Below are 12,496 nucleotides of genomic sequence, written 5' to 3'. Positions count from 1 at the left end.
TTGAGATGTCTGCGAACTTCCGCCTCCACCTCCGCCTCCGCCACAGCTAACTAGCAAAGCAGCTATTCCGATAAGGATTGACCTTTTTTTTATATCATTTTTTAATTGCTTTAAATTCCCTTAATAGCGCACTAAAATAAAAGATAAAATTTTATGAATAAGATATACTAAATAACTTGGTTTAAATTTCGCCGAGCGGCTCGATCATCTTAGATAATCGATCAGCCTGGCGGAGATTTCTCGAAACTGCAAAATTTTATGCCCCTTTTTCTCGCGCATGAAGTCTTGCGCGTCGCGCAATCTCGCAAACGTGATGAGATCGTCGCCTCTGGCGCTTTGCAGCACGCTGCCGAATACATAAAACGCGTCCTGCGCCCGTAAAATTTCGCCGCTTGCGTAATCGGTGACGTAAAGCTCTGCACCGCCGAAATTTGCGTTCGTGGAATTTGACTCGCCGAAATTGCCGCTAGCGGGATTTTTGCTCATCAAATTTTCCTCTGCGGAAGCCGCGCCGTTATTGCCGCTCAAATTTTCGCCCTCGAAAAAATATGCAAACATCGCCTTGGGCGAAGCAAACGCTAGCGCGCTGCCGTCTTTAAGCCTTGCATAGGCGCGAAATTCGGGATGCGCGCTAGTATCGATGCCGTATTTAGCGCAGGTAAGATTTACGTCTTTTAGCCACGCAAGATCGCGCGCAGATTTGGAATTTTGCGCCGAATCGGAGCCTGTCTTATCTGATGCGCCTAAATTCTGCGCTGAGCTGGAGCTTTGCGCCGCGGAATTTTGTATCTCAGCTGCGCCGCAAAGCACTATAAATGCCGCCAAAATTAGTGGAAATTTCACGCCAAATCCTTCGATCTAAAGATAAAATAGCCCAAAATCAGGCTCGCCGCGCCCAGCGCGATCGGATAGAGCAGCGAAAAGGCGATGAAAAGTCCGCGCCCGAAGTGATCTAGGATAAAATACGCCGTCGTGCCGATGACCGCAAGATCGGGATCAAATAGGCTGATAGCGGCGATGCGAAAGTCCTCCATCGGGTTTGCTAGGGCGATCGCAAAGATCAGATTTTCGTTTACGCCCGTTTTTGCGAGCAGTCCGATCAGCACGAGATCCAAAAACGCAAGGCAGAAAAGCCAGACGAAAAACGCGAGCCCAAGCCCCATCTCTTGGCTTTTTGAAACGGCGCAGATCAAAAACGCTACGCCTAAAAATGCCGCGCACAAGCTAAAAAGCAGCCCCGTATAAAGCAGGCAGATCGCCCACGGAATGCCCGTGCCCTTAATCGCGCCCCAAACGATCGCCAAAAGCAGCGACAAAAATATCGGCACGAACACTCCAAACAGCCTTCCTAGCGCCTTGCCGTAGTAATACTGCGCCTGCGAGATCGGGAAGCTTAGCAGGTATTCTAAGATATTTAGGTCTCGATCGGCTAGGATCGCTTTGCTGGTGGTGACGAGCACGAAGACGGGCAGGATGATGATGCAGATCTGAATAAACAGCAGCAGCAGCCGCGAAAGCCCGCTGAAACCGAGCACGCGCGAATCGGTCACCCCCGTGATGAAAAACGCCGCCACGAGCCCGCTAAAGATCAGCAGATAGAGCAAAAACCAGCGCGAGCGGAAGGACTCTTTGATATCCAAAGCGGCGATGGTGAGTAAATTTTTCATTCTTTTCCTTTATTGCGCCTCGGTGCGCTTTTAAATTTAGATTTCTCGCGCGGCCTAAATGCGCCGCCCGTCTTTAAATTTTAGCCTCGTTTTGCAGCCCGGATATAGCTTTAAATTTCGCCCGCCGAGTGTTTAAATAAGCGGCGAAATTTTATCCGCTGCCTGTGGCCGCGGCTCGCGCATAAATTTTAAATTTACGGCTCGCTTGCGGCGCCTGCAAACAGCGCGTCGTTCGCAGCCCGCTATCCGTCATCCGCCGCAGTTTTAAAATTTAGCCGTTTAACGGGGCTACTTAAATTTCAGCTCCGTAAAATTTCAAAACCAGGCGTATCTCGCGGCATAAAATTTTAAAAATCTCGAAGCGGCGAGATTCTACGTCGAATAAATTTTAAATCTACAGCGAAATTTTAAATTAGTACGCTTGCGTAAATTTAGTGCGCAAAGCAGAATTTCATGTCGCACATTAAATTTAGAAATTTAGCCGCATTGCGAGATGAAATTTTGCGGTCGTTTTTTAAGCCTAGCTTTGCCTCGTGCCGCAGCTGCAAAATAAAATTTTATCTCATCTATATCGGCATGGGCGGCGCGCTGAAATTCAGGCTTTAAATTTAGTGCAAAACGAAGCCGCTTAAAATTTCGCTTTAGCCAAAGCATCCTTAATGCGCGTGCCCCGAAGGGATATCGTGCACAGTGCTGTTGCCTTCGTGCATCTGCCCCATATCGTGCGGCTCGCCTTGAGAGTGTGCCGTGCTGCCCGCATCGCCGCCGCCCATATCATGTTTAGGCCCGCTCATGCCGTGCTCTGCGGAGTGAGGGTCTTTCATGCCGCCCATATCGCCATGATCGTGCATACTTCCCAGATCGCCGTGCGCATCGCGACCCATATCGCCCATTCCCATGCCGTGCGAGCCGCCGCCTGCTTTAAGCGCCGCGACTACTTGATCGAAGCTGAAGTCTTGCTTGCCCTCTTGCTTGTTTTTAAACGCGCCCCAGCCGAACGACATAGGGGTTTTAAAGCCCTTGTAAAAATGCGCCGTGCGTGCGTCGATAAACTCGCCGTTGCCGCTAGCGTCATTGATGTAAATTTTGGCGTCCTTCAGCCAGTTTAGTTTGTCGTTGGTAACCATAAAATCCACCAAGCAGCCGATGTCGTCAAAGTAGTGGTTTTTACCGTCCACGCGCACATCGACGCTGAAGCGGTTGTCGCTGATCGCCATCTGGCAGTGCTCGCATACGTCTCTGTCGTAGTGGACGTTGCCGTAGTCTTTCTCGTCGCCGCAGCCTAAAAACGTAAGCGCCGCAAGCGCACAAAGCATAATTTTAAACATTTTTGTCATCTACGATCCTCCCTAGATCCATTGAAATCATTCTTTTTACCAGTCCTCCCACTTCCTCGAGCCTATGCGAGATAAAGATCAAGCTCTTATCTTTTGCGTGGTTGTGCAAAAGCGTCTTAAAATGCTCGCGCGCGCTCGGATCGAGATTGGCAGTCGGCTCGTCGAAAATCATCGCCTTGCTGGCTCTGCCGAAGGCTAGCGCGATTAAAAATTTCTGCTTCATACCGCCGGATAGCTTATGAAAGGGTTTGTTTAAATTTGAACTCAGATCAAGCTCCATTTCGTCGCAAAATTTTACTATATCCGCTCTGCTTGCGTCCGCCGTGCGCTCGGCGAAGTAGATGAGCTCATTTAGGCTCAGCTTAAGCGGCGGCGGGGTTTGCGGCACGAAGCTGATACCGCGTAGCGCGCGGCTACGCTGCTTAAACGAATCAAATCCGTCGATAGCTACGCTGCCGCTTGTGGGTATGTATTCGCCCAAAATCGTCCGCATCAGCGAGCTTTTGCCCGTGCCGTTTTGCCCGACGAAAAGCACCTGCTCGCCGTCCGCGATATTTAGATTGATATCTTTTAAAACGAATTGATCTGCGAATTTCTTGCTTACGTTTTTAATCTCTATCATAGACTTCCTTAGACCATATCTTTTAGCTTATTACCGATACCCAGTGCGTCTTGGTGACACACGTCGATACAGCGTCCGCACAGCGTGCAGTCGATCCCTTTTAGCATAAATTTGCTCTTATCGCCTAGGTTTTCGGATGCCTTTTTTTTGGTGATGTCCAGTACGTGCGAGACGAAGCAGACGTCTTGGCAAACGCCGCAGTGATCGCACCTGCTTTTATCCCAAGTAATCTTGCTAAGGCTAGCTTTCGCCGCAAGCGAATAGGTACTGCCTAGCGGGCATAGGTGCGTGCACCACATCCGCCTGCTAAAAAATACTTCGAGCAAAAACACAAAAACTATCCAAAGCCCCGCCAGCGAAAAGCCGTAGATGATGAGGCGCGATAAAATTCCAACTACGTTAAAAATTTCAAAAACGAGCAGGTCTGTAATCGCGCTTAGCAGCAAAAACACCGCCCAGATCGCATATCGCATACCGCGAGGCAGGGCGCGCTCCTTGATGACGCGCTTAGCGATTAGCGTATTATGCAGCTTTTCGCCGATCTCGCTAAGCGCTCCGTAAGGACAGATCCACGAGCAAAACGCCTTGCCGCCCGCGATGAAATAAAACAGCAAAATAGTGCCCGAGCCGATAAGCAAATTTATCGGCAGATCCTTGTGCGCGGCGATCACCTCAAGGGTGGCAAAGGGATCTGCTAGGTGAAAGCCAAGTATCCGCGAGCCGCTGATGTCGCCTTCTAAAATTTGAATATCGGCGCGAAAGGAAAGCACGAAAAGCAGATGCACCAAAAATACCGTGGCGTAGCGCAGAGCCCGAATGCTGGGACGCCATTTGCCGCTTTTATTTTTAAGCGCAAAGGTCGAGAAAAAGCTCGTATTTTTGATCGTGCATCGCGAATTATATTTATCCAAGACTTACTCTTTAAATTTTGAAATTTCATCCGCGAGCTTATCTAGGCTCTCGTCGCTTACGTTGGTTAGCAGTCCGCTCATCAGGCTGTTTTTGATCTTGCCCGCTTTATAATCTTTGAGGCTTGCTAAAATTTGATCCTTGCTCTTGCCGCCGATCGGCGGAGCGATCTTGCCGCGTCCGTCATCGCCATGGCAGGGCGCGCAGCTTACCAGATAGGAGCTACTAACCTTAAAATCGCGCTCTTTGACGCTCTGCTGCAAAATTTTAATATTTTTTACATCCTTATCGTCGATGAGATCGACGCTTTTGCTCTGCGGCGCAGGCTTTGCTTGCACCTGCGGCTTGACTTCTTGCTGCGGCGCGCTAGAATCGTCCGAACTAGCCATAAAGATCATCAGCGCGATCAGTGCTACACCCAAAATCAAAGCTAAAATTTTGCCCGGTTTCATTTCTGCTCCTTAAATTGTTTGTTGAACTCGTAAATTTCTTTCGCCATCGTCTCTATCTGCTGCTCGCTCATGCCGTTTACGAGCTGCACCATAAGAGGATTAGGCTTTTCTTTGAATTTATACTTTTTAATCATATCCACGATCTGCGCGTCGGTTTTATCCAGAAGCGACGGACCGATGATGCCGTTGGCGTAGTCGTCGTGGCACGCTGAACAGCGCAGGATAAAATCATGCCCAAGGCGCTTTTTCATCAGGTCGAAATTTAGCTTTTCGTATTGGTTTTTGATGCTTGAATACGCCACGATATTTTTGGTCGTTTCGTTCACATCGCCGTTTAGATTAAAATTTACCTTTCGCTCGCCGTAAAAATCGTAGCTTACGAACTTATCGTTCTTCTTGGGCGCTTCGCCGCTTTTAACGCTGATGCGAGGCTTTGCAGTATGATTTTGTTCCACGCTCTGTGATGCGGAATTTACACTCGCGGAATTCTGATCCGCAGAATTTTGCCCTGCAGAATTTGCGGCGGCGGAGCTTGAATTGCCGTCATCTCCGCAGCCACACAGCAAAAGCGCCGCAGCTAGCGAGCAGATGTAGAATTTAATGGAGCTTTTCATTGTTTTCCTTCATAGATTGATTTGTAATCCGCCCGCGGGATTATCTCGATGATACGCGCCGGACAGAGCTCTGCGCACGCCCCGCAACCGACGCAAGCGCTGCGGATCTGCGGAGCGAAATGCGCGCTCGCCTTTATCATCGCTATGGCATCAAGCGGCTGCGGGTAAGGGCACAGCGACGCGCATAGATCGCATGGCTTGTCCTCTTTAGCCGCCAGCGCGGAGTTTAGCTCACGCTCCTGCTCAGTCTTGGCGGGCTTTAGGCACAGATCGCTAGATTTTAAAGCCTGCCCGCGATACGCCAAACAGGCGTTTAAATTTTTAATCACGGCGATTCCCATTTTAACCTTTTTAGGCTCGTTCGTCTCGTGGCTAAGCGCGCCGCTAGGACAGGCGAGCACGCAAGGAAGCGCGCCGCAAAGATAGCAGCCTCGCTCTTTGGCATCGATAACGGGCGTACCGATGTCAAAAAGATGCGTAATATCGAGCAGATAGATGCTGTGATAGGGGCAGACCTGCACGCATTGGCCGCACTTGATGCAGCTAGAGCGGAAGCCTCGTTCCGCTAGTGCTCCGGGCGGGCGCAGATATAAAGAGGCGGAATCCCCGCTAGAATTTTCCGCAGAATTTTGTTTTATGGAATTCGGCGCGGAATTTTGCCTCGCAGAATTTACGGAATTTGACGCGCCGGAATTCTGCGCTTCGCCGCCCGTAAAATTTACGGAATTTGTGGAATTCTCATCCGCAAATAAGTTCGCTGCCCCGAGTACTCCGAGCGCTCCGCCGAGTAGTTTTATCGCTTCGCGTCTATTCTTTATCATTGCCTCATCCTAGGTTTCGGATCTTTTAGCAGTAGCTCAGGCTCTGAAAACGGAGCGAGCTTGGAGATGAAATTTAAAAGCGCGATCCCGCTGGAGCCGTAAAAAAACCGCACATTCGGTTTATACGCCCAAAGCCTATCCGCGTAGGCGTATGAGCTGTAGCTAACGTCGCCGTAGCCGTCGCCATCGCGATCAAATCCGTCGTAATCGTCAAAATAGTTGCCACTCCATTCGTTTTGCAAGAGCTTGGATTGGGGCGTATCGTTTAGCACAATCTCCATATTGCCTTTAAATTTATTGTTTTTAAATACGCTTTTTAGCTGCGTGGCGTGGAATTGCACGCCGATGCTGTTGTATTCGATATCATTGTTTTCAAAAACGTTAAGTGAGCCTGGCTGATATGGGGATTGATCCAGATAAAATCCGCGTGCGTTGTAGACGACTTTATTATCCGTAACCCTGAAATTTGAGCTATCCTTCATACCGATGCCTACGCCATAAGCGCCGTCTGCGTTGCGCACGACATTACGTCTGGCGATATTGTCGCTTGAAAACATAAAAAATAATCCCACGCTATTGCCGTCGTAGTAGTTATCCTCTACGACGTTATGCCCGGAGTTCATAAAGTGCAGTGAATAACGACAGCTATGGCCTTTGTTGCCTGCGACGAGATTTCCGTTTGAGAAGTAAAAAACGGTGTCGCGGACGTTGTGGACGTCGTTATTTAAAATTTTATTGGCATTGGAATACCAAAGCTTGATGCCGTCGCCTTTGAAACTCGTGCGGTAGGTATTGCTTGAAATTTCGTTGCCCTCGATCGTTACGTCGTTTGCCTTGCTTAGCACGACGCCGTAGAGCACGTCTTTGATGAGATTATTTTTTATGATTACGCTGTTTACGTCGCTTACGTTGATCCCTGCATCCTCGCTAAGATGTTCGAAGCCTCCGTTTTGAATTGTTAAATTCTTGATTGTAACATGCGGAGAGCGGACGCGAATGACCGTTCCGTTGCGATCGCCTATGATCACGGCGGAGCGGTCTAGTCCATCGATAGTAAGGGGTTTATCGATTAAAATATTGCCGCGGTACTCGCCCGCGGCTAGTTCTATAATATCGCCCGCTTTTGCGCTATCGATCGCGTCTTGAAGCTCGCCCGCGCCTAAGCTTAGCGCGAGCGAGAATGCTAGAAGCAAAAGCCTCATCTATGCTCTCGTAGGAATTTTTTCTTAGATAGTAGAGCTAACGCCGATAGCAGCGACAGGGCCAGCATCAGCCAAAAGCCAAGAGCCGGATATGAATGGGTAGTAAAATGCGCCACACTGCCGTCGCCAAACGCCGTAGGCATGAAAGGCTTTATTTTAAACGCGCCCCAGTCTTGCAGATTGTGCCCGAACCAATAGAGCCAACCCACGTAGCAGCCGATGAAGATAAGCGGCGCAATGATCGGCAGGATCATAAGCAGGGTTTGCCCCTTGCCGTCGTAGTATAAAAACGCGAGCATTCCTATCGTCGCGATTATGAGATAATACGGCGATAGCGAGTGCTCGAGCGTGCCGCCGCGCCAGACGGGATACATGCCGATATAGTGATTTAGGGTATTCATCTCGCCGATATCACCGCTAAAGCCGTCAACGTGGACGTAAAGCGGAATTCCATCAGGGAAGGCCTCTTTTGGATAGTTCGGCGCTTCGAGTGAAATTTTCCACACCGGTATGCTAGGAACTCCCACTTCAAATTTATGCTCCAGCATCGCGCCTAGATCGTTTTTAACATCACTAGGAATTAGGTGATTTTTATATGATGCTTTCGTATAAAAATTCCATATCGGTGCGGAGTATGCGGGCAGCTGCGAGACGCTGCTAACCTGCCCCGATACGATTTTGCCTTGGACTTTGAAAAATCCGAGCGTAGGGATGGTAAAAGCGACCGTCATAATAAGCAGCGCTAAAATCGCGTAAATTTTATATTTTGGCATTTCATCTCCTTTAAATTCTCCCCCTTGCGGGGGAGAGTGGGGTTAGTTAAGACCCGCGTTCTCATCGACCCATTTTAGGTATTCGATGATATCTTTGATCTCTTCGTCTTTCATATGCTGATTTGGCATGCGAAGGTTGAAGTAATTTATCATTGCCTTAACGTAATCATCTTCGTAGAATTTAGCAGGGTCTTTGATGAAATCGGCTACCCATTTCTCGCCGTTTTCATGGCGGAGTAGGACGCCTGTTAGATCAGGACCGGAGCTTACTTGACCGATGACGTGGCAGCCGTTGCAGCCTCCACGTAGGTAAGCCTTCTCGCCGTTAGACGCAGCCTCGCTCATAGGAGTGGAGAGCTCGCGGATTAGGTTGTTTTTAGCGCGAAGTCCGACATCTGCGGTTTTTACTAAATACTGCCAAACTTGACCTTCCCAAAGTATAGCGCCGTTCATATCGCCTGCTTTTACTGCGGCGTCTGCCTTGGCTTTAGTTTCAGGAATTTTGCCGTATTGATCTAGCGCGTCATCGACTAAAGCCTTGACCTTAGGATATTTCTCGTAATTTTTCTCTTTTAAGAATTTAACGACTGATTGAATAACGTCGTCTGTGGCTTTATTCGTAGCTACTACCTTGTCGTATTCGGCTTTTAGAGCTTCTGGGCTAAGAGCTTTTAGCATAGAAGCTTTAGCTGAAGTGTATTTTTTATTCGGATCTTTTACGTATAGATATCCAAACATCTCAAGGTGCAACGCAGAGCAGAATTCTGTGCAGTAGAAAGGAAATACGCCCTCTTTATCTGCGATGAAATTTACGCTCGCAGTCTTACCCGGCTCAAGCGACATATGCAGATCGTAATCATCAACCGTAAAGCCGTGAGTTTCGTCCTCGGCACGCTCTAAATTTGTCATATAGATCGTTACGTTATCGTCCTTATTAACCTCGATGTGCTCAGGATTAATATGGCTGCGGATCGCCGTAGCATAGACTTTTACGTTTTTGCCGTCGCGCTCGATGCGTTCTTGACCCGCTAGCGTCATAGCAGGGTGTTGTTTGCCGGTGCGAGAGTTTGTTCCCATAGTATAGGTAGGTTTCGTATGAAGTTTACTAGCTGCGATAGAAACTACGTCGTGCGGCTCGCCAAGACCGATAGGAAGATCATAAAGCATCTCCATTTTAGGCCCGGTGATGTCGATTAGCTGGTGATTTTGCGGATGAAGCGGTCCGATAGGATTAAATCTATCGATCGAAAGCTTATCCAGTGCGATTACGTATTTGCCGACAGGCTTTGAGGATTTGCCCTCCATGGAGTCGAGGTGACCGATATTGTAGTGAACGTTGATCCTATCTAAAACCTTTAGCGTTTTGTAGTTCCATTTTACGATCTGGCTATCAACGTAAAGCGATGTATAGATTACGCCATCTTGCGAATCGAAGGTGTTATGCAAAGGTCCAAGACCAAGCTCTGCTTGTCCGTGAAGCGTCTTTTGCATATCTAGGATCGGAATTCCGTATGGATCCTTGCCTGCGTATTCTTTTTTATCAATTAGCTCTTTGATCTTTTTAAAATCATAAACGCTAGCGTGAGTATCTAGTTTACCGCCGATGATGATATAGCGGCCATCAGGGCTAACATCGACGCCGTGAGGGGATTTGGCTTCAGGGATCAAAAATAGCGCTCCCGCTTTTACGGCGGCGTCTATCGTAACGATTCTGTGTCCGTTTACGACCTTATAGTTTTTGCTGTCTTGAGCAAGCTTTTCTAGAATTTGCCAGTTGTAAACGTGCAGGTAGTCGGTATCGTTGCGGCTCATACCGGCTTCCATCGGAGGCAGACCCTTTTCGATGCCGCCCGTGTACATTTCGGAGTTAAAGCTGTTGGTAAACGCCCAGCCAAAGCTCTCGCCCTTACCTGCGTCACTTAGATCTTGCATATATGGAGGAAGCTCTAGAGAAAAGGATTTATTTACGTCGATTTTGCCTTTGTCGTAGTCAAATTTCCATAGCGTTACTGCACCGCGATAAACCGCCTGATACTCCTCGATCGGGTGCCAGTCGTATCAAAACTAATGGGCTGCACGTCGGTATCAAGCTCGTGTAACGACTCTATTTTTAAAAGGGGCTGCGTATTGGCTGGTTTCGATGACGTATTCGGTATTAGGCGTTACGAAAGAGCCGCCGTGATCGCTTTTGATTACGGGATTTACGACTATTTGAGTAGTCTCGAAATCGGATAAATTTATAACTGCGATTCTTGGGTTCGCCTTATCGTTGATAAAGAGATAATCGCCCACATACTCGCCGTTTTTTTCGCTGAAATTTGGATGGTGAGTATCGCCCCAGTTGATCTCTTTGCCGTTAATGGAGCCCGATCTTAAGACCGCCTTGCTCTCCTCGTCAAAGCCGTATCCCTGCCAAGGCTCTGGGGTAAATACGCCGATATATTTGTAGATCCTCATCGACGGCACGCCGTAAACTAGCACCTGTCCGCTTTGACCGCCGGAGGAGAAGACCATATAATCGTCCTTTCTACCGGTCGGCTGATAGGTCTTAGCCGCCGCCAAAACGTCTTTTTCGCTTAAATTTCGTTCTTTCATCACGCGCTCTAGGTCGCTATCTGCGGCACACAGGGCGCTTGCGGCGAACAAAACCGAGCCCAAAAGCACGGGTTTGAAACTTTTTAACATACTAATCCTTTCTTAGAATTTTAAAATTTTGCCTGATTTGCTGACTACGAGGATCGCTTCCCCGTCTGCGTACATCGCTAAAAATTCGCTTTTTAAATCCACAACCTCCTTTAATCCTGCTTTTTGATTTTCGTAAATTTTATCTTTAGTAGCGATAAACTGCGTGCCGCGGGCGCATACGATGGATTTGATCCAAGAGCCCACGCTTTTGCGCTCGCCGCTTTTTAAATTTATAAAATCCCCCTCTATATCGCCTATAAATAGCGCCCCATCGCAGTCTGCAAGTGCAGTAGCGATAGAGCCGCTTAAATTTTTATCGCCAGCTTCGGCTGAAATTTCGCTTCGAGTTTTAAGCCCCTCGTCTTGAAATTTTGCGCCTTTGAATTCTAAGCTTTGAAATTCCGCGCTCTTTGCGCCGCTAACTTTAGTTTCGTTTGGCTCGGAGCCTTGCACGCTTTTTGTGCTATTAAATTCCGCATCTTTAGATTTCACGCCACCAAGCTCTCCCTGCGCGGCGCGATTAGGCGCTGTATCGATGCCGCTAAATTTAGTCGCAAAAAGATCTGCGCTAAAACAGGCTACGCCGTTCCAGCTTGCGACGCAAAGTCCGTTAGCGCCCAGGCTAACGGCATTGATCCTGCCGTAATGAAACGAAATTCCGCGCAGCCCATCTGGGGCGGAATTTTTATTTAAAGATTGCCCGTTCGCGGTGGAATTTTCTCTTGGGGCGTAGCCGCCGTCCGCGCTGTTATCAGGGTCTTCGTCTAATCTTATTAGTTGATTCTTATCCACTACCGCGTAAATCGCGTCTTTTGCGGCATAGATCGCATCTATTTGGGCCGTGCCGCTACGCCCCGTCTTAAGCGTGCGTAAAAACTTTAGTCTATCGTTTAGCACCGCGATTTCGACTCCGCCCCAAGCTAGATAAATTTTGCCGTTTTTTAAATTTAGAGCCGTGATTTCGTTATCGCTGTATTTTTGCGCGAACTCCACATCCCATTTAGCAGTATCAAACATCCTAAGCTCGCCGCCACTGCCGCATAAAAGCAGTCGGTGCGAGCTTGCGTCGAATGCGCCCAAACGCAGCGTGGCATTTAGATCAAAGCTGCCAGCTGCCGCCATCTGCGATAAATAAATCAAAAAGGCAATATAAAATTTTATAAAATTCATCTTAATCCATTCTTTGCGAAATGATACTACCCCAAGGCTTAAAAATCGGTTTAAAGCTTGAGCTATAATGGAATTCTAAGGTTTCTTAAAAGTTGCGAAATTCTACGATATAAAAACAGCTCTAAGTGAAATTTTATTTTTCACATTTCGCTATAAATTCTGCTTTAAAATTATAATTTTAGTAAATTTTTATTAAAAAATACCACTAGTCAAAATTTAATTAAATATAGATAAGGATTTCGCG

General features: G+C 48.0%; 12 protein-coding genes and 1 pseudogene. 1 reads left to right on the top strand and 12 read right to left on the bottom strand.

All coding sequences use genetic code 11. The features are described 5' to 3' along the window. Positions 1 to 204 precede the first annotated feature (204 nt). Both Q0095_RS09500 and Q0095_RS09495 read right to left on the bottom strand, forming a co-directional pair. Positions 205 to 843, bottom strand: a complete 639-nt coding sequence (locus tag Q0095_RS09500; protein WP_297883285.1) for a nitrous oxide reductase accessory protein NosL — start codon at positions 841 to 843, stop codon at positions 205 to 207. After that, a complete protein-coding gene (locus Q0095_RS09495) occupies positions 840 to 1,667 on the bottom strand; it encodes an ABC transporter permease subunit (protein WP_297883284.1) in 828 nt (275 codons plus the stop codon). The genes Q0095_RS09500 and Q0095_RS09495 overlap by 4 nt, the downstream gene beginning before the upstream one ends. Positions 1,668 to 2,120: 453 nt before the next feature. Between Q0095_RS09495 and Q0095_RS09490 the strand changes: the two genes are divergently transcribed. After that, positions 2,121 to 2,273, top strand: coding sequence for a hypothetical protein (locus Q0095_RS09490; protein WP_297883283.1), 153 nt, complete (start codon positions 2,121 to 2,123; stop codon positions 2,271 to 2,273). Positions 2,274 to 2,323: 50 nt separating this feature from the next. Here the strand turns inward: Q0095_RS09490 and Q0095_RS09485 are convergent, their stop codons facing one another. The 10 genes and pseudogenes from Q0095_RS09485 to Q0095_RS09440 all read right to left on the bottom strand — a co-directional run bounded on the left by Q0095_RS09485 (position 2,324) and on the right by Q0095_RS09440 (position 12,252). Beyond that, on the bottom strand, positions 2,324 to 3,004 hold the full coding sequence (locus tag Q0095_RS09485) for a hypothetical protein (RefSeq protein ID WP_297883282.1): 681 nt from the start codon (positions 3,002 to 3,004) through the stop codon (positions 2,324 to 2,326). Continuing rightward, the gene (locus Q0095_RS09480; protein ID WP_297883281.1) at positions 2,988 to 3,626 is read right to left on the bottom strand and encodes an ABC transporter ATP-binding protein; all 639 of its coding nucleotides are present in this window, start codon (positions 3,624 to 3,626) and stop codon (positions 2,988 to 2,990) included. Before Q0095_RS09480 ends, Q0095_RS09485 begins: the two co-directional genes overlap by 17 nt. An 8-nt stretch (positions 3,627 to 3,634) precedes the next feature. Continuing rightward, positions 3,635 to 4,537: a NapH/MauN family ferredoxin-type protein gene (locus tag Q0095_RS09475; RefSeq protein WP_297883280.1), complete on the bottom strand. Its 903-nt coding sequence runs from the start codon at positions 4,535 to 4,537 to the stop codon at positions 3,635 to 3,637. Positions 4,538 to 4,540: 3 nt separating this feature from the next. After that, positions 4,541 to 4,987 (bottom strand): cytochrome C, encoded by a 447-nt coding sequence (locus tag Q0095_RS09470; protein WP_297883279.1) that lies wholly within the window; start codon positions 4,985 to 4,987, stop codon positions 4,541 to 4,543. Then, complete coding sequence (locus tag Q0095_RS09465) at positions 4,984 to 5,601, bottom strand: hypothetical protein (protein ID WP_297883278.1); 618 nt, start codon at positions 5,599 to 5,601, stop codon at positions 4,984 to 4,986. The genes Q0095_RS09470 and Q0095_RS09465 overlap by 4 nt, the downstream gene beginning before the upstream one ends. Then, the gene (locus tag Q0095_RS09460; protein WP_297883277.1) at positions 5,598 to 6,422 is read right to left on the bottom strand and encodes a 4Fe-4S dicluster domain-containing protein; all 825 of its coding nucleotides are present in this window, start codon (positions 6,420 to 6,422) and stop codon (positions 5,598 to 5,600) included. The genes Q0095_RS09465 and Q0095_RS09460 overlap by 4 nt, the downstream gene beginning before the upstream one ends. After that, on the bottom strand, positions 6,419 to 7,624 hold the full coding sequence (locus tag Q0095_RS09455) for a nitrous oxide reductase family maturation protein NosD (RefSeq protein WP_297883276.1): 1,206 nt from the start codon (positions 7,622 to 7,624) through the stop codon (positions 6,419 to 6,421). Before Q0095_RS09455 ends, Q0095_RS09460 begins: the two co-directional genes overlap by 4 nt. After that, positions 7,621 to 8,397, bottom strand: a complete 777-nt coding sequence (locus Q0095_RS09450; protein ID WP_297883275.1) for a cytochrome C — start codon at positions 8,395 to 8,397, stop codon at positions 7,621 to 7,623. The genes Q0095_RS09455 and Q0095_RS09450 overlap by 4 nt, the downstream gene beginning before the upstream one ends. 42 nt (positions 8,398 to 8,439) lie before the next feature. Then, a pseudogene (gene nosZ, locus Q0095_RS09445) lies at positions 8,440 to 11,082 on the bottom strand (Sec-dependent nitrous-oxide reductase). A 12-nt stretch (positions 11,083 to 11,094) separates the two neighbouring features. After that, positions 11,095 to 12,252: a hypothetical protein gene (locus Q0095_RS09440; RefSeq protein ID WP_297883274.1), complete on the bottom strand. Its 1,158-nt coding sequence runs from the start codon at positions 12,250 to 12,252 to the stop codon at positions 11,095 to 11,097. Between the last annotated feature and the right edge of the window lie 244 nt (positions 12,253 to 12,496).

Source organism: uncultured Campylobacter sp., assembly GCF_938045535.1.
In the GTDB taxonomy this organism is placed as follows: Bacteria; Campylobacterota; Campylobacteria; order Campylobacterales; family Campylobacteraceae; genus Campylobacter_B.
Note: the sequence above shows the minus strand (reverse complement) of the source record. Positions and strands in the feature narration are given on the sequence as shown.